The organism is Pseudomonas sp. KU43P, assembly GCF_033095865.1.
Classification (GTDB): domain Bacteria; phylum Pseudomonadota; class Gammaproteobacteria; order Pseudomonadales; family Pseudomonadaceae; genus Aquipseudomonas.
The window spans coordinates 2475966-2492514 of sequence record NZ_AP019365.1 but is presented as its reverse complement, the minus strand read 5'-3'; the positions used below and the strand labels follow the sequence as shown (position 1 = coordinate 2492514).

At 62.8% G+C, this 16549-nt stretch carries 14 protein-coding genes and 1 pseudogene; 5 read left to right on the top strand and 10 right to left on the bottom strand.

The genetic code is table 11. The features are described from left to right. The first annotated feature begins 113 nt into the window (after positions 1-113). The 3 genes from KU43P_RS11255 to KU43P_RS11245 all read left to right on the top strand — a co-directional run bounded on the left by KU43P_RS11255 (position 114) and on the right by KU43P_RS11245 (position 2606). Positions 114-1094, top strand: coding sequence for a quinone oxidoreductase family protein (locus KU43P_RS11255; protein WP_317663096.1), 981 nt, complete (start codon positions 114-116; stop codon positions 1092-1094). A 14-nt stretch (positions 1095-1108) separates the two neighbouring features. After that, positions 1109-1957, top strand: coding sequence for a TauD/TfdA dioxygenase family protein (locus KU43P_RS11250; protein ID WP_317663094.1), 849 nt, complete (start codon positions 1109-1111; stop codon positions 1955-1957). Between the two features lie 193 nt (positions 1958-2150). Then, entirely contained in the window at positions 2151-2606 is a 456-nt protein-coding gene (locus KU43P_RS11245; protein WP_317663782.1) for an REP-associated tyrosine transposase, read from the top strand. A 252-nt stretch (positions 2607-2858) separates the two neighbouring features. Here KU43P_RS11245 and KU43P_RS11240 read toward each other — a convergent pair whose 3' ends face one another. The 5 genes from KU43P_RS11240 to KU43P_RS11220 form a co-directional block, all read right to left on the bottom strand. Continuing rightward, positions 2859-3917, bottom strand: coding sequence for an AraC family transcriptional regulator (locus tag KU43P_RS11240; protein WP_317663092.1), 1059 nt, complete (start codon positions 3915-3917; stop codon positions 2859-2861). A 31-nt stretch (positions 3918-3948) separates the two neighbouring features. Next, positions 3949-4884, bottom strand: a complete 936-nt coding sequence (locus KU43P_RS11235) for a 3-keto-5-aminohexanoate cleavage protein (RefSeq protein ID WP_317663090.1) — start codon at positions 4882-4884, stop codon at positions 3949-3951. A gap of 11 nt (positions 4885-4895) precedes the next feature. Next, the gene (locus KU43P_RS11230) at positions 4896-6221 is read right to left on the bottom strand and encodes an MFS transporter (protein ID WP_317663088.1); all 1326 of its coding nucleotides are present in this window, start codon (positions 6219-6221) and stop codon (positions 4896-4898) included. Between the two features lie 101 nt (positions 6222-6322). Beyond that, a complete protein-coding gene (locus tag KU43P_RS11225; RefSeq protein ID WP_317663086.1) occupies positions 6323-7390 on the bottom strand; it encodes a 3-keto-5-aminohexanoate cleavage protein in 1068 nt (355 codons plus the stop codon). A gap of 50 nt (positions 7391-7440) precedes the next feature. Next, positions 7441-7836, bottom strand: a complete 396-nt coding sequence (locus tag KU43P_RS11220) for a carboxymuconolactone decarboxylase family protein (protein WP_317663084.1) — start codon at positions 7834-7836, stop codon at positions 7441-7443. Between the two features lie 110 nt (positions 7837-7946). Between KU43P_RS11220 and KU43P_RS11215 the strand changes: the two genes are divergently transcribed. Next, positions 7947-8945, top strand: coding sequence for an AraC family transcriptional regulator (locus tag KU43P_RS11215; RefSeq protein ID WP_317663082.1), 999 nt, complete (start codon positions 7947-7949; stop codon positions 8943-8945). A gap of 144 nt (positions 8946-9089) precedes the next feature. Here KU43P_RS11215 and KU43P_RS11210 read toward each other — a convergent pair whose 3' ends face one another. The 4 genes and pseudogenes from KU43P_RS11210 to KU43P_RS11195 all read right to left on the bottom strand — a co-directional run bounded on the left by KU43P_RS11210 (position 9090) and on the right by KU43P_RS11195 (position 13635). Further along, positions 9090-9281: an SDR family oxidoreductase gene (locus KU43P_RS11210; protein WP_317663780.1), complete on the bottom strand. Its 192-nt coding sequence runs from the start codon at positions 9279-9281 to the stop codon at positions 9090-9092. 164 nt (positions 9282-9445) lie between these two features. Continuing rightward, on the bottom strand, positions 9446-10597 hold the full coding sequence (locus KU43P_RS11205) for a sel1 repeat family protein (protein WP_317663081.1): 1152 nt from the start codon (positions 10595-10597) through the stop codon (positions 9446-9448). A 107-nt stretch (positions 10598-10704) separates the two neighbouring features. After that, positions 10705-12522: pseudogene (locus tag KU43P_RS11200) on the bottom strand (phospholipase D-like domain-containing protein). Between the two features lie 354 nt (positions 12523-12876). Beyond that, positions 12877-13635, bottom strand: a complete 759-nt coding sequence (locus KU43P_RS11195) for an SDR family NAD(P)-dependent oxidoreductase (RefSeq protein ID WP_317663080.1) — start codon at positions 13633-13635, stop codon at positions 12877-12879. A gap of 198 nt (positions 13636-13833) precedes the next feature. Here KU43P_RS11195 and KU43P_RS11190 point away from each other — a divergent pair, with 198 nt between their 5' ends. Then, positions 13834-14841 carry a zinc-dependent alcohol dehydrogenase family protein gene (locus KU43P_RS11190; RefSeq protein ID WP_317663079.1) on the top strand — a complete coding sequence of 336 codons (1008 nt, stop codon included), beginning with the start codon at positions 13834-13836 and terminating at the stop codon, positions 14839-14841. 41 nt (positions 14842-14882) lie between these two features. On the opposite strand, the gene KU43P_RS11185 is transcribed toward KU43P_RS11190, so the two are convergent. Further along, the gene (locus KU43P_RS11185) at positions 14883-16529 is read right to left on the bottom strand and encodes a fatty acid--CoA ligase (protein WP_317663078.1); all 1647 of its coding nucleotides are present in this window, start codon (positions 16527-16529) and stop codon (positions 14883-14885) included. Positions 16530-16549: the final 20 nt, after the last annotated feature.

The window sequence follows — 16549 nt, the reverse complement described above, 5'->3', positions numbered from 1 at the left end:
CAAAAGACAGCCCCCTGTCACCCGATGTGAAGCACCACCTTCGCCTGCGCCCTACAGTCTGTTCCAGCGTGTCCAAACACTCACAACAACAATGCAGACTGGAGAACACACTCATGGCCAAAGCCGTACGCTTCTATGAAACCGGTGCCCCCGAAGTGCTTCGCTACGAAGACGTCGAGGTCGGTGAACCTGGCCCGGGCGAGGTCCTGCTTCGCCATGAGGCCGTCGGCCTGAACTACGCCGACACCTACTTCCGCAACGGCACCTACCCGATCCCCATGCCCAACGGCATCGGCGTCGAGGCGGCGGGTGTGGTGATGGCGCTGGGCGAAGGCGTGACCAACGTCGCCGTCGGCGATCGCGTCACCTACACAGGCTTCATCAACACCCTGGGCGCCTACAGCACCGAACGCATCATCCCTGCCGCGCCGCTGATCAAGCTGCCGGCCAACATCAGCTGTGAAACCGCTGCTGCCATGACCATGCGCGGGCTGACCTCGTCGTACCTGCTACGGCGCATCTACGATTTCAAGGCCGGCGACACCCTCCTGCTGCATGCCGCGGCCGGCGGTGTCGGGCTGATCGTCTCGCAATGGGCCAAGCTGCTCGGGCTGACCGTGATCGGCACCGTCTCCACCGAGGCCAAGGCCGAAGTGGCACGTGCCCATGGTTGCGACCACACCATCAACTACAGCCACGAAGACGTGGCCAAACGCGTGCGTGAGCTGACCGGTGGCGTGGGTGTCAACGTGGTGTTCGACAGCGTCGGCCGCACGACCTTCATGAGCTCGCTCGACTCGCTCAAGCGCCGTGGCCTGATGGTCTGCGTGGGCACCGCCTCGGGCACCATCGAACCGTTCGACCCGCAGATCCTGGCAATGAAGGGTTCGTTGTTCGTGACCCGCCCGGCGCTTGCCGACTACATCGCCGACCCGGCCGAGAAGGCCGACCTGTCTGGCGAGCTGTTCGACCACGTGGGCAGCGGGCGGATCAAGATCGAGATCAACCAGCAGTACGAACTCAAGGACGCCGTGCAGGCCCACCGCGACCTGGAGGCACGCAAGACCACCGGCTCATCGATCTTCGTCATCTAAGGGCGGCCCATACCATGCAAGTGGAACAACTGACCTGCACCCTCGGTGCAGAACTGGTCGGCGTCAGGCTGGCCGAGGCGATCCATGACGACGGGCTGTTCGCCGAGATTCGCCAGCAGCTGCTCAAGCACCGCGTGCTGTTCCTGCGTGACCAGGACATCAGCCACGCCGAGCATGTGGCGTTCGCCCGCCGCTTCGGCGAGCTGGAGGACCACCCGGTGGTCGGCAGCGACCCGGACTACCCGGGCCTGGTGCAGATCCACAAGTCGCCGGAAACGCCGGTGGACCGCTACGAGAATTCCTGGCACACCGACACCACCTGGCGCGAGAACCCATCGATGGGCGCGGTGCTGCGCTGCCTGGAATGCCCGCCTGTGGGCGGCGACACCGTGTGGGCGAACATGGTGGTGGCTTACGAGCGCCTGCCGACGGACGTGAAAGCCAAGATCGAAGGCCTGCGCGCCCGGCACAGCATCGAGGCCAGCTTCGGTGCGGCCCTGCCGATCGAGAAACGCTTGGCCCTCAAGGAGCGCTACCCGGATGCCGAGCACCCGGTGGTGCGCACCCATCCGGAAACGGGCGAGAAGGTGCTGTTCGTCAACAGCTTCACCACCCACTTCAGCAACTACCACACCCCTGAGCGGGTGCGCTTCGGTCAGGACTTCAACCCCGGAGCCTCCGAGCTGCTGCGTTACCTGATCAGCCAGGCGACGATCCCCGAATACCAGGTGCGCTGGCGCTGGAAGCCCAACAGCATCGCCATCTGGGACAACCGCTGCACCCAGCATTACGCGGTCATGGACTACCCGCCCTGCCATCGCAAGATGAACCGCGCTGGCATCATTGGTGACAAGCCGTATTGATGGGGCTTGCCACGACGATTCAGGCGCCCCTGAAATCGAGCGCCGCGCGAGCGGCGCTCGATTGCATGAACACAAAATCCCTACCGCCGAACACCTGGCAACGCCAAACCCTCACATCCTGAAAAAGAACCCTCCCTTCCCCACAAATCACCAACGCTAGGCTTTCCAGAACAACCCGTTCATGGATGAACTCATGCCCAGCCCAAAAGTTTGCCTACTCCGTCGCGGCAGATGCTCCGAACCCGGCAGAATCTACCTGCTCACCACCGTCACACAGCAACGCCGTCCCCTGTTCCTCAACTTGCGATACGCACGCGCAGTGATAAGGCACTTGCGCCAAGCGGAACTAGAAAACAGCTGCCAGTCACTGGCCTGGGTGGTCATGCCTGACCATGTTCATTGGCTGATCGAGTTGAAAGATGTAACGCTAAGTACCTTGATGCGCCGCTTCAAGGCGCGATCCAGCCATGTGTTACGCAGGGCCGGGTGTCTAAGCTTGCCTGTTTGGCAGGCGGGCTATCACGATCGCGCCTTGCGCCGGGACGAGGATGTGGTGATGGCCGCCAGGTACATCATTGCCAACCCCTTGAGAGCGGGGTTGGTGGACACGGTGGGGGATTATCCGCATTGGGATGCGGTTTGGGTGTGATGGCCCTGTGCTCGTCAGGGGATGGATGGCGACCACGAGATCGAGCGCCGCCCGCGCGGCGCATCGCGGATGAATCCGCTCCTACGTTTGTTGCAACGTGCCATGGCCTGTCAGGCCATAATTGTCCGCCTTTGGTGCCTGCCGAGAAATCCAGGCGAGCCCCCGAGCCACGCCAAAAACGCGTCGTGCCACCGAGGCTGTCAACCATGGGCCGTCAGACATAGGCACGTTGCAACAAACGTAGGAGCGGATTCATCCGCGATGCGCCGCGCGGGCGGCGCTCGATTTACGCCCCTCCACCCATCTCAAGACAAGCCCCCTGTCCTTCCGCCAAACCGCAGGCGGCATGCCGAACTGTCCGATGAACCAACGTGTAAACGACGTCGGCACCGAGAAACCCAGCAACTCGGCGATGCGCTGCAAGGGATAATTGGAATTGCCCAAATAGTGCACGGCCAGCTCACGACGCACCTCACCGACCAACGCACTGAACACCTGGCCCTGGTCGTCCAGCCGGCGCTGAAACGTGCGCACGTTCATGCCCTGGAGCTGTGCAACATGCTCGATGGATGCCCGCCCCTCAGGCAACCACTGTCGGATCGCCTTGCGCACCGCTTCAACCAGCGACGGCCCGCCCGCCTCCTGCAGCGGCACCAAATAGCGCTGGGCATTACGCGCCATCGCCGGGTCCGCCCAAGCGCCACCCAATTCCAAGTTGCCGTCGGGGCACACGATGCCATTGAAGTGGCTGCCAAACACCAGCTCACAAGCGAACAGGCGCCGGTGCAACTGCAGATCGGCCGGTGCCGAATGGGTGAAATGCACGCTGCAGGGCCGCCAATGCCTGCCGAACAAGGTAGCGCACAGGCGAAACAGCACGCCCATGGCCAGCTCGTTGGCCTGGCGGCTGGGCAGCGAGGTGCGGGTGAGCACGTCCTGGCGGATCACCGCCCGACCGCCCTCCTCGATCAGGTGGATAGCCACCGTATCGTTCATCAGATGCCGATAGTGCAGCATCACCTGCAAGGCATCGCGCAGCGAGCGTTGGTGGCACAACAGCAGGCTCACCGCGCCCAGGTCCGAGAGCTGCCGCGCCGCAGCCATGCTCAGGCCCAGGGTCTGGCAGCCGCTGACAGCCGCGGTGTTTTCCAGCAGGCGTACCGCCGCCTCGCCGCACAGGCGGTGCTCGGCATGTTGCAAGCGGGCCTTGCTCAAGCCCACCTCGGCCAGCAGCGGCGCCGGGTCGACCCCGAGCCGCTGGCATACCTCCAGGTAATGGGTCAGGGCGCCAGCCCGAATCAGCAGGGTCATGCAGGGCCCTCCTCAGGCGGCCGACCAGGGTTCAGAAACCCACCTGGTCGGCACCCTTGAGCTTGAGCATCTGCCGCGCCTCGTCAGGGGTGGCTACGTCGAGGTTCAACGCCTTCAGGATCGACACCACGCGCCTGACCTGGTCGGCGTTGCTGCGCGACAGCACGCCCGGCCCGTCCCACAGCGAATCTTCAAGGCCCACGCGCACGTTGCCGCCCATGGTCGCCGCCTGGGTGGCCAACGGCATCTGGTGCTTGCCCGCGCCCAGCACCGACCAGTAATAGTCGTCGCCAAACAGGCGGTCGGCGGTACGCTTCATGTGCAACACGTCCTCGGGATGCGCACCGATGCCGCCGAGCAGGCCGAACACCGACTGGATCAGCAGCGGCCCCTTGACGATGCCACGGTCGAGAAAATGCGCGGCGGTGTAGAGGTGGCCGATGTCATAGCATTCGATTTCAAACCGGGTGCCGTTGTCGGCGCAAGACTCCAGGATGTACTGAATCTCGCTGAAGGTGTTGCGGAACACCCGGTCCCGCGAGCCCTCCAGGTACGGCCGCTCCCAGTCGTGCTGGAAGGTGTGGAAGCGCTCGAGCATGGGGTACAGGCCGAAGTTGATCGACCCCATGTTCAGCGACGCCACCTCAGGCTTGAGCCGCAGCGCCGGTTGCAGGCGCTCCTCCACCAGCATGTTCGGCGCCCCGCCGGTGGTGAGGTTGACCACCACGTCCGAGCGCGCCTTGATGGTGGGCAGAAACTCCATGAACAGGCGCGGGTCCTGCGAAGGCTGGCCGGTGTTAGGGTCGCGGGCATGCAGGTGCACGATGGCAGCGCCCGCCTCGGCCGCACCCACGGCGGCCTCTTCGATCTGCGCAGCGGTAACGGGCAGGTACGGCGACATCGAGGGGGTATGGATGGAACCTGTGACGGCACAGGTGACGATGACTTTGCTCTGCTTGGCAGCCATGGGGTCTCCAGTCAGCTGATCGGTTGGGCGGATTCGCGGGGCAACCCCGCAGCCACGACGCGCGAGCGCGCCATGTCGTTGTGGTAATGACGCTTGGCGTAGAGCAGCACCGCCGCGGACACCAGGCTGATCAGCGGCACCAGTTGCATGGCGGCGTCCAGCCCGATGTGGTCGGACACCTTGCCGGTGATCAGCGGCCCGCTGGCCAGGCCCAGCAGGTTGTTGGCCAACGTCAGGGTGGCCAAGGCGGTGCCATGCACCGAGGCATGGGTGAGGTTGCCGACCATGGCGCTGGTTGGGCCGTTGGTGCCGGCCGCCACCATCATGCCCAGGCACACCAGCACCAGTTGCGCCACGCCATGGGGCATGGCGAAGGCCAGCGACAGCAGCAGGCAACTGCCCAGGCAGTAGCCGATGCTCAGGCTCACCTTGCGGTCTGCCCGGGTGCGCGACAGCCGATCGCAAAGCATGCCGCAGAGGATGATGCCGACCGCGCCGCACAGCAGAATGACAGCCGACACGCTGCCGGCCTGGTCGGTGCTCATGGCGTAGTAACGGTTGAGGTAACTGGGCATCCAGACGATCACCTTGCCGCCGACGAACAGCTGCAAGCCACTGCCCACGTAGGCGCACAGCACCGAGCGGGTGGCATACAGCGTGCGTAACGGGCGCTGGGCTGCACAGCCGGCCTTGTCGGCCAGCGCCGCCAGCCGCTTGGGCGAGACCCGCGCTTCCTTGACGATGGCCGGGTACACCACCGCCAGCATCAGGCCGAGCAGCGCGATGACGGCGAATGCCCAGCGCCAGCCGAACTGCTGGGCGATGGCCCCGCCCAAAGCGATACCGAGCACCGAGCCGAACATGCCGCCGGCCATGAACGAGCCCTGCAAAGTGGCGCGCATGTGCGGCGGGAACACCGACATCACCACGGCCCCACCGACGCTGCCGTAGGCGGCCTCGCCAACCCCCACCAGAAAACGTGCGACCAGCATCTGCGGGTAGTTCTCCGCCAGGGCGCAGCCCAGGGTCGCCAGGCTCCACAGCATGGCCATCAACACCAGGCTGCGCACCCGTCCGAAACGGTCGGCCAAAAGCGACAGCGGAAAGGTCAGCAGGCCGACCATCAGCGCCACGATGCCGCTGAGCAGGCCCAACTGCCCATCGCTCAGCGCCCAGTCGCCCTTGAGCAGCGGGAACACGGCGTTGAGCACTTGCCGCGACATGTAGTCGGAAATCAGCAGACCGAAGGTTAGGGCAAAGACAACCCAGGCATAGCGCCGGGGAATGCCCACGGACGTGTCATTGCCCTCGTCGGGGCACGGGTGATAGACGGCCATGCTGCATCCTCAATTATTCTTGTTGTGGATCGAGCCTGATGCCCGCAGGGCTGCCGGCGCGGCAACTGCGCCCTGCGGGGTGCACGTCGAATGTGGCGGGGTTACGCGGTTTCAGCGGTCTTGCGCAGGAAGCCCTGTTGGCCGCCGTTGCGGTTCGGTGCAAAGCCATTGGCCGCAAGGCTTTCCTCGACAGTGTCGTAGAACACGCCGATCTTGCTGATCTCGCGGGCTTCTTTGGCGGTGGCGATCGGGCGGCCGAACTCGCGCGAGATGCGCACCAGCTGCTCGATCTGCTGGACCGTGGACATCTTCTCGGTCTGCGCCTGGTTCCACAGGTTGTCCTCGATGCCACAGCGCACGTGCAGGCCCATGGCGATGCCCATCATGTTGATCGGCAGCACGTTGCGCATGGAGCTTTCCACGGTGAGCACCGCGCCGTCCGGCACGGCCCGCACGATGTTGGCCAGGCTGTAGATGTTCGGCACGTCCATGCCGCCGCCGATGGCCACCCAGTTCATCACCAACGGGCCCTTGTAGATACCCCGGCGCATCAGGCGTTCGACCGACTCGAAGCTGTTCAAGTTGTAGCACTGGAAGGCGCTCTGGATGCCGGCGGCGCTCAGGCGGCGTACGTGCTCCTCGACCCAGCCTGGCTGCGCCGGCACGGTCATTTCCTTGTAAGCCTCATAGACCGCCGGGTCTTCCATCGAGGTGCCGCGCACGTCCTGGTAGCCCCAATGCTCGACCACGTTCATCTGCGAGGTGTTGACCGTCACCGTCACCTGATCGGGCTTGGGGTCGAGTTCGGCCAGCATGTGGCGGGTGTCGTCGCTCAGCCACTTGGCCGCGGCGCCTTCGGTCTCCGGGGCAAAGCTGATGGAGCCGCCTACCTGGATGATCATTTCCGGCACCGCTTCACGCACGCCAGCGATCAGCTCGTTGAACTTGGACAGGCGCTTGGAGCCCTTGCCGTCCAGCTCGCGCACATGCAGGTGCAGCACGGTGGCGCCGGCGTTGTAGCAGTCCACGGCTTTCTGGATCTGCTCGGCCATGGTCACCGGAATGTCCTCAGGGAAGTCGGACGGCACCCAGGAAGGTGCATAGGGCGCTGCGGTGATGATCAGCGGCTGCTGGTTCTCGGTGAACAGGTGGCCATCGAGGAAGTTCATGGGGTGTTCCTTGTTGTGATTGTTGGAGGGGTGTCGGTACAGGCCGACGGCTATTGGGCTTCAGCGGCGAGCTTGGCCATTTCTTCCAGCAGGATCGGGGCGCCGAGGCTGCAGGTGTGGATCCCGAGCATGGCCACCGACTGCAGCACCGCGAGGATTTCCTCGGGGCTGGCGCCAAGCTTCAGGGCATTGCGGGTGTGCCGGCGCACGCCAGGGCTGTACATGTGCGTGCACGAGGCGTTCACCGCAATGGCGAGGAATTCGTAGGTCTTGGGGTCGATCAGGCCGCGCTTTACCGGCAGCGCTGCGGTGTGCAGGAATTGCTCGGCCCATTGCGGGTCGAGGTTGACGAAGCTGTCCCAGGCCGGGTTCATCCCGCCGCTGGCGCGCAGGTGGTCGAGGGTCGGTGTGGCGGACATCGAGTCTTCGGTGAGCGTGGCGTTCATCTGCATCTCCTTGGCGTTTGTCGACACCCCTTGAGTCTGCTAAAACAGGCCAGGCGATATTTAACCTTTCGGGACATCCAGACCGTCCCATTCAAGGACGTGAAACCTGCATGGCCAACATGGTCGTAAGCGCTTGCCTGACCCACTACGCCGACGTCGCCCGCGCCTTCGGCCTGGACCCGATCGCCCAGCTGCAGGCCGTGCAGCTGGATCCCGCCTGCCTTGAGCGCAGCGACTTCAAGATCAGCGTCGACAGCGTCTGGCACCTGCTGGAAAACTCCGCCAGCCAGGCCGGCGTGGAAGACTTCGGCCTGCGCATGGCCGAGCAGCGCCAGCTCTCCAATCTCGGCACGCTGGCCCAGGTGATGCGCCAGGAAAGCACCCTGCGCATGGCCCTGGAGACCCTGCAACGCTACCTGCACCTGCACAATGAAGGTTTCCTGATCCTGGTCGAGGAGCGCGACGGCATCGCAGTGATCCGCGGCGAGCAGATCACCCACCGGCAGCTGCCGTCACGCCAGTCGGTCGACCTGATGATCGGCGTCACCCACCGCACCCTGAAGACCCTGCTCGGCGAGCAGTGGCAGCCACGTTCGGTGTGCTTGCGCCACAGCGCCCCGCAGGACCGTTCGACGCACCTGCGGCTGTTCGGCACACGGGTGCAGTTCAACAGCGTGGTGGATGGCATCGTCTGCCGCTCGGCCGAGCTGGATGCACCGCTGCCGGGCAGCGACCCAGTGGCTGCGCGGTCTGTGCGCCGGGAGCTGGAGGCTCGCGGGGCGGTGAGTGAAACGGTGGTGGATACGGTGCGCCGGCTGGTGTGGCAGCTATTGCTGACGGGGCGTTTGTCGGTGGAACAGGTGGCGGAGCAGCTGGGTGTCGATCGGCGTACCGTGCACCGGCGGCTGTTGCGGCATGGCGAGAGTTTCAGCTCGATCCTGGATCAGGTGCGCCAGGAGCAGGTGGTCAGGCATTTGCGCGATTCGCGGCATTCGCACAGCGAGATTGCCGAGTTGCTCGGGTTTTCCTGCCTGAGTGCGTTTTCGCGCTGGTTCAGCCAGCGATTCGGATGCAGTCCGAGGGCATGGCGCAAGGGGCATGTGGGCTGAGCGGGTCAAGTGACTGTTCGGGCCCCATCGCCGGCAAGCCGGCTCCCACAGGATCGCCACACATCTCAAGACCTGCGAAGTACCTGTGGGAGCCGGCTTGCCGGCGATGGGGCCAGCACAGCCAACCCAATTGAACCTGCGGCGTTACATCGCCGTCTTGCCACCATTCACATGCAACACCTGCCCGGTAACCAAGCTTGCCTGCTGCGACGCCACGAACAGAATGGCATCCGCCACTTCCTCCGGCTTGCCAATACGCCCCGCTGGAATAGTCGCAGCCAACATCGGCAGCTTGTCCGCGCCCTCGGCGATGCGCTCGAGCATCTCCGTTGCAATCGGCCCGGGGCCACCGCATTGATGGCTTCATGCTCCATGCTCATTTACGGTTAAGCCGGTACAGTTGGAACATCAGCCGTTGGCTACTACCACGAGCAGGTCTTCGCCTGCCCTCATGCACCAGACAGTGGTGCAACTTGCGTGCAGGCGCAGTGCATGGCCTTTTATCCAAGCAACCCCCACTCGACACGCTCTTGGCGTTGCATGATCTTGTCCCGCAGCGGCCAGGGTCGATATTCCGTCCAGACGCTCAGATACGTGGGCATCATTTCGCCTTCTTCGAAATACTGAATAGGGTCTTCCCAGCTATTGACCATGGCCTTCCAGTAGCCACTTTCTGGGCAAGCCTCGCCACTGCGACAAACCATTAGCGGAAAATCCGCCTTGTTGAAGGCGGGTGAACCTGGCATTGGTTTACCCGTTGCCGGGTCAAGCACTTTTTCCTTGGCCAGTTTGTGGATCAAGGCTTCACTGGGTTTCTCTGGTGGAATGTTTGCCAGCCGTGCTTCCAACCATTGGAGCTTGCCATCCCATGGTGGCAGCTTGGCCGGAGGAAGTGGCACTATTTCGTTGATCTCGGGAACTTTAGGATCTGCGTAAGAATAATCTGCAAGTGTACTCCAGATTGCTTTGTAACGTTCAGCACGAGCAGGATCTACCTCCTGAGCATAATAGCGAGTGCTTTCGACAGCCTGTGTAAGAAATGCATTAGCTAACCGCGAGGCAGCATGCTCATAGCCACCGGCCACACCCATCTGAAAAACTTCGAGGGCTTGAGAGTACTGGCGTTTTTCTCTAAAAATTATGCCTAAAGCAACTGCAGCCTTTCCATGTCCTTGCTCAGCTGCACAACGATACATGTCAGTAGCGACTGTTGGAGCCATTGTAACGGAATCTAATTTATCACCCACGTAATATTGAGCCTGTGCATTCCCCTCGTCAGCAGCCTTGCGATAATAACGCAGCGCCATTTGTGGATTTTGCTCAAGCCCCGCTGATCCCTGCTGGAGGAAATACGCGACGAACAAGTACCCAGTAGCGACATTCGCATCAATCAGCTTCTCACTCAATCGTAGGTGCTCCCAACCGCGTAGTTTGAAACGTCCTCGCATCGCGCCATTTTGCAAGTTTATGTTAGCCTTGTGATGGTCGTGTTCAGCACTGATGCGATATAGCCGTTCAACTTCGGCATTCACCACAGAATCTCGTTTGAGTTGATTATTTTTTTGCAACCAACGTGCATATTGGAAAAGAACATCTGCCTCATCTGAAGAAATTGGAATTTTCTCATGCGCGCAACTGAAATCCAGTTTCATATTAATTTCTCCCAAGGAATTCATTGTTTTCCCATTTTTAGAGTCAGGGACACCTACCACATTACAGGCCGAAATTAGCAAGCATAAAAACAGGCTACACAGACGCACTAATCAAGATCCTTTAAAACTGCCTTACCATAGAAAAACTCAATAAGCGAACAGCGTGGCGTCCCGCCGTCTTTTTGATGGCGTCTATTTTCATCAATTAATTCCCTCCATACATCAAATGCCTCTCTAGGCTTGTCCTGCACCCCCTCCCCGCCCGTATGCAGATCCCACAACCGCCGCCGCAACTTCTGCGTCTCACTCGCCCACTCGTGGGTCGACCTGCATGCTTCGCGTATTGATATTCGCCGAGCCATGGGTGGTGAGCACATCGTTCACAATCATCAACTTCGAGTGGATATACACCGGCGTCCACGGCTGCCCCGCCGGGGAATCCGGCGCCACCAATGAACACACATGCACCTTCAACCCCGGTATCTCTTCCGGCATGATCGTGCTCTCTTGAATTTCCTTGATCTGCCCATCCAGCTCGGCCTGCCACTTCTCCTGGGCACGCCGCCCCCTGTAGTCATTCGCTGAGTCCAGCCGTGGTCGTGGTGGCGCGGCCCTCTTCACCTGCTCGATCCGCCGCAGCTTGGTCACCTGCGGGATGGTCTCGGCGCGTCCCAGGCCCTCAATCATCCGCTGGGTGTTCACCGTCCCTGCGCCGATGCCGTCGTCAGTGGCATTGGTGACCACAAACAGGTGCAAGGCCCCATGCACGCCCGGATCCCGACCGCACTTGGTCTGGTCCAGTGCGGCCTGTTTGATTGCCTCGGCCAGCGGTGGCCAACGGAAGTACTGGTTTTCGATGTAGATGAACTGGGTGGCGTTGTTCACTGCCTGCAGGTACAACGCTTCGATTTCACGCTTCATGCTCCGCTGCGCTGGGTCCGCAGCAGTTGGCACATCAGCCGCTGGCCGCTTCCGCTCTTGAGGTTCAGCGCCTCGGCCACGACGTCTGCCTGCCGGATGACCAACAGGTCTTCGCCGGTTTCCTTGTGCCAGGCCTCAGCAAAGTTGGCGTGCAGGTACTTGAGCACCGGACCACTGACCTGGCTGGAAATATCCTGGCGCGGCAGCACTCCACGCGGGCCACGGTCTGGCGCCGGTTTGTCAGGCTCACTGCGGTTGAGCGCCGAGTGATCGTCGGTATCCCAGTATTCGTCGAGCAGGTTGTGCCCCATGACGAAACCCACAGCGCTTTCGGGTAGTTCGTAATCGACCAGCACACTCTTCTGATGGTGGGTGGCGGTCAGCCTCAAGGTGTGGCGCATGCCGGTGCTGATAAAGGGATCGAGCCCGTGGCGTTTCGCCTGGTACGCAATTTCCGCGCGCTCACGCCAACTGAAACCACGGCTGACGAACACCGGGTAGCCACTGTCGACGCGAGCAGCAGCCTTGCCGTCAGCGGCCTCGCACAACTTGAACCAGTCACGGTCGAAGGCGTACTGCGCCTCGGCCGAGCTATGCAGGGCACGGTCCTTCAGACGCAGCAGGCCCTTGCCCGGCAGGTTGGCCTCGCCGGCGAAACCGGCAGTGTTGAACGGCATTTCCCAACCCAGCACGCGCACCTGCACGCCTTCACGGGCCTTGGCCAGCAGCAACTCGTCCAGGCATGGGGCGCTGCCGTCGCGGATCAGGTACATCGAGGGCTGGAAGCCCCAGCAGATGATGTCGACCGACTTCTGCGCGGCGGCAATGGCCAGGTGCACGGCACGGAAGGTTTCTTCGCCGTTGACCAGCGGGGTGTAACGGGCGAGTGCGGGGTCGTAGTCCGTTTCCTCGACGAACCAGGGAGGAGTAAAGGTGCATTCATTGGTGTGCTGGAACACGATAGGTACAACGGTTTCACACTGGCTGAAGGCGCTTTGCGACATTCTCCGAAACTCCACTGCAGTGAAGTCCCGAACCTTGGCGCACATTTCCCAGGCAGGCCATCCGTCACGGGGGAAATAGACGCTTCCTACATTTGACGGGGATTTTGCCTACAAAAATTTTGCACTCTTAGTTGGCAAATTCGCGGGGCATACCCGTTTTCGTGGTTGACCAGCTTTTAGAGCAATGGCTCGAAGGAGTGGAGTTATGGGGTGCCAAAATGCCTGAGCGCCTTGCAGCGCCAGCACCTGCCCTATCGCCGGCAAGCCGGCTCCCACAGGATTTCTGCAGGATTTGAAACCTGCGCAGTACCTGTGGGAGCCGGCTTGCCGGCGATGGGGCCGGTACAGCCTGCATCACATAGCTGTCTTGCCACCATTCACATGCAGCACCTGCCCGGTGATGAAGCTCGCCTGCTGCGACGCCACGAACAAGATCGCATCCGCCACCTCCTCCGGCCTGCCAATCCGCCCCGCCGGAATGGTCGCGGCCACCATCGGCAGCTTGTCCGCCCCATCGGCAATACGCTCAAGCATCTCGGTAGCAATCGGCCCCGGCGCCACCGCATTCACCCGCACATTGAACTGGCACGCTTCCAACGCCGCCGACTTGGTGAACCCCTCGATCGCATGCTTGCTGGCCACATACATCGGCGCCAGCGCATTGCCCCGGCTGCCCATGGTCGACGACAGGTTGACGATGGCTCCCGACCCCTGCTCGGCCATCACCCGCATCTGGTGCTTCAGGCACAGGAACGTGCCCAGCGCGTTGGCATTGAACGCAGCCGTGTAGGCCTCCACCGTCTGCTCCCGAATCGAGCCACGGGCGCCTTCATAACCGGCGCTGTTCACTGCCACATCCAGGCGGCCAAAACGCTCCACGCAACGCTCGACCAGCCTGGCCACCTGCGCTTCATCGCTGACATCCGCCTGTACGAACTCGGCCTGCGCACCGATCGACTTCAACTCGGCCAATAACTGCTCCCCAGCACGGGTATTGCGCCCGGAAACGACCAGGCGTGCGCCCTGCTGGGCAAAGGCGATGGCCGTGGCGTAACCGATGCCTGCAGTGGCGCCGGTAATCAGGACCACGTGTTGTTCAAACTGCTTGCTCATGGCGGATGTCCGAATACAGAAGTGAATGGGCTTGCAGTTATAGGGATTGCGCCAGGGCGAAAGTTGACGTTTTGGGACACCCGCGGGCGGCCTGTCACCAAAGGAAAATCGATTGTCATCCCAGGTCAACAACGCGCCCGATGCGCGTGTCTATCATCCTGCAGGACACTTCCTCAACCGTCGCAAAGGACCCGTAACGTGAAAGCCATCCAACTGCAAAAGCCCGGCGGCCTGGACCAGCTGCACCTGGTCGAACTGCCCATGCCCGGCGCGCCGCAACCTGGGGAAATACAGGTGCGTATCCATGCCAGTTCGCTCAACTACCACGACCTCGGCGTGGTCATCGGGCAGTTGAAAGTCGAAGACCAACGCATCCCCATGGCCGATGGCGCCGGGGTGGTCACCGCCGTGGGCGCCAACGTCACGGAATTCGCCGTTGGCGATGCCGTGGTGTCGTGCTTCTTTCCCCACTGGCAGGCCGGGCGCAACGTGCCCAGTACCTTCAAGACCGTACCTGGCGACGGCGTCGACGGCTTCGCCCGCGAGTACGACAACCTGCCCGCCCAGGCCTTCACCCATGCACCCAAGGGCTACTCCCACGAGGAAGCCGCCACACTGACCACCGCCGGCCTGACCGCCTGGCGCGCACTGGTGGTGGACGGCCGCATTCAGGCCGGTGATACGGTGCTGGTGCTGGGTACGGGAGGGGTATCGGTGTTTGCCCTGCAAATGGCCAAGGCCATGGGCGCACGGGTCATTGCCACCACCTCGTCGCAGGCCAAGCAGGCCCGCCTGCTGGCACTGGGTGCCGACCTGGTGATCAATTACCGTGAGCAGCCGGATTGGGGCGATGCGGTGCTGGCCGCCACCGAGGGTCGTGGCGCCGACATCGTGGTGGAAGTGGGCGGCCCCGGCACCCTGCCCAACTCCATCCGGGCCTGCGCGCCGGGCGGGCATATTGCCCTCATCGGCGTGCTGACGGGCATCAGTGGCACCGTGCCGACGGTCGAGATGATGCGCAAGCAGCAGACCCTGCGCGGGCTGATCGTCGGTAGCCGCGAGCACCAGCAGGACATGGTGCGCGCCCTGGAGCACTTCGCCTGGCGCCCGGTGATCGACAGCCGCTACCCACTTGAGCAGATTGCCGAGGCCTTCGCCCACCAGCAGTCGGCGCAGCACTTCGGCAAGATTTGCCTGCACTACTGAAACCTCAAGCGGCGCCACCTGAACAGTGGCGCTCACGCAGGTCAGGCTCTCATGTGCATCTCGCGGATCAGCTTCTTGTTGATCTTGCCGACGCTGGTCTTGGGAATGTCGGCCACGAAATGCACCTGCCGCGGGATCGCCCACTTGTTGATCTGGCCGCTGTCGACGAACTGCCTCAGGTGCGCTTCCAGCCCCACCTGGTCGAGGCTGTCACCGGGCATGCACACCACCAGCGCGATCGGCCGCTCGCCCCAGTGCTCATCAGGGATACCCACCACCGCCACGGCATTGACCGCCGCATGCTGGCTGATCAGGTTTTCCAGCGCCAACGAGCTGATCCATTCACCGCCGGTCTTGATCACGTCCTTGATCCGGTCCTTGATCTCCAGCACCCCGTGGCGGTCGATCGAGCCCATGTCGCCGGTGTGCATCCAGCCGTCCTGCCACAGTTCGGCGCCCTTTTCCGGCTCGTGCAGGTAACCCTGGGTCAGCCACGGCGAACGCACCACGATCTCGCCCAGCGATTCGCCGTCGTGGGCCACCTCGTTGCCGCCGGCATCGACGATGCGCAGGTCGACCATGGCCACCGGGGCGCCGGTCTTGATCCGCTGCGCCACCTGCTCGCCCATGGGCAGGGCCAGGTCTTCGTCGCGCAGGTGGGTCAGGGTCAGCAGCGGGCAGGTTTCCGACATGCCATAACCGCTGAAGATCAGCATGCCGCGCTCGCTGGCCTGGCGCGCCAGGCCGTGGGTCAGGGCGCTGCCGCCGAGCAGGATCTTCCAGCGGCTGAAGTCGGTGTGCAGGTTCCGGTCGCTGTCGAGCATCATCTGTAGCAAGGTCGGCACGCAGTGGGAGAACGTCACCCCCTCGTCGCGGTACAGGCGCACCAGCTTGTCCGGCTCGTAACGGCCCGGGTACACCTGCTTGATCCCCAGCACCGTGGCCGTGTAAGGCACGCCCCAGGCATGCACATGGAACATTGGCGTGATCGGCATGTACACGTCGCTGGAGCGCAGCAGCGGCTGGCCGTCGTAAGCGGCGAAGGTGCCCAGCTGGTTCAGGGTGTGCAGCACCAGCTGGCGGTGCGAGAAGTACACGCCCTTGGGGTTGCCGGTGGTGCCGGTGGTATAGAACAGCGTGGCCACCGACTGCTCGTCGAAGTCTTCGAACGTGGCCTGAGGGCTGGCGGCTTCCAGCAGCGACTCGTACTCGCCCACTACCGGCAGCGACGTGGCCACCGCCTCGCCGTCGGTGAGCTGCACATAGCCCTTGACCCTGCCCAACTGGCCCTGGAGCTGCTCCAGCAGCGGCACGAAGTCATCATGCACCAGCACCAGGTCATCCTCGGCATGGTTCATGGTGTAGGCCACCTGCTCCGGCGACAGGCGAATGTTCACCGTGTGCAGTACCGCGCCCAGCATCGGCACGGCGAAGAAGCATTCCAGCGAACGGTGGCTGTCCCAGTCCAGCAGCGCCACGGTGTCGCCGGCCTGCACCCCGGCAGCGCGCAGCACGTTGGCCAGGCGCTGAACGCGCTGCTCGAGCTCACGGTAGGTGTAGCGCAGCTTGTCGGCGTAGACGATCTCCTGGTCCGGCTGGTGTCGCACGCCCGACATCAGCAGGCGCTTGATCAGCAAGGGGTAGGCGTAGGCACCAGGTGCCGGCGGCATTATTTTTGTCTTGGCCATGACGTTGTTTCCGATTTTTG

Excerpts from the sequence above, each read along its gene's own strand:
- KU43P_RS11245 (WP_317663782.1), top strand. The coding sequence starts at position 2,151 with ATGCCCAGCCCAAAAGTTTGCCTACTCCGTCGCGGCAGATGCTCCGAA.
- KU43P_RS11215 (WP_317663082.1), top strand. The coding sequence starts at position 7,947 with ATGGCCAACATGGTCGTAAGCGCTTGCCTGACCCACTACGCCGACGTC.
- KU43P_RS11225 (WP_317663086.1), bottom strand. The coding sequence starts at position 7,390 with ATGAACTTCCTCGATGGCCACCTGTTCACCGAGAACCAGCAGCCGCTG.
- KU43P_RS11240 (WP_317663092.1), bottom strand. The coding sequence starts at position 3,917 with ATGACCCTGCTGATTCGGGCTGGCGCCCTGACCCATTACCTGGAGGTA.
- KU43P_RS11195 (WP_317663080.1), bottom strand. The coding sequence starts at position 13,635 with ATGAGCAAGCAGTTTGAACAACACGTGGTCCTGATTACCGGCGCCACT.
- KU43P_RS11255 (WP_317663096.1), top strand. The coding sequence starts at position 114 with ATGGCCAAAGCCGTACGCTTCTATGAAACCGGTGCCCCCGAAGTGCTT.
- KU43P_RS11220 (WP_317663084.1), bottom strand. The coding sequence starts at position 7,836 with ATGAACGCCACGCTCACCGAAGACTCGATGTCCGCCACACCGACCCTC.
- KU43P_RS11235 (WP_317663090.1), bottom strand. The coding sequence starts at position 4,884 with ATGGCTGCCAAGCAGAGCAAAGTCATCGTCACCTGTGCCGTCACAGGT.
- KU43P_RS11230 (WP_317663088.1), bottom strand. The coding sequence starts at position 6,221 with ATGGCCGTCTATCACCCGTGCCCCGACGAGGGCAATGACACGTCCGTG.
- KU43P_RS11205 (WP_317663081.1), bottom strand. The coding sequence starts at position 10,597 with ATGAAACTGGATTTCAGTTGCGCGCATGAGAAAATTCCAATTTCTTCA.
- KU43P_RS11185 (WP_317663078.1), bottom strand. The coding sequence starts at position 16,529 with ATGGCCAAGACAAAAATAATGCCGCCGGCACCTGGTGCCTACGCCTAC.
- KU43P_RS11250 (WP_317663094.1), top strand. The coding sequence starts at position 1,109 with ATGCAAGTGGAACAACTGACCTGCACCCTCGGTGCAGAACTGGTCGGC.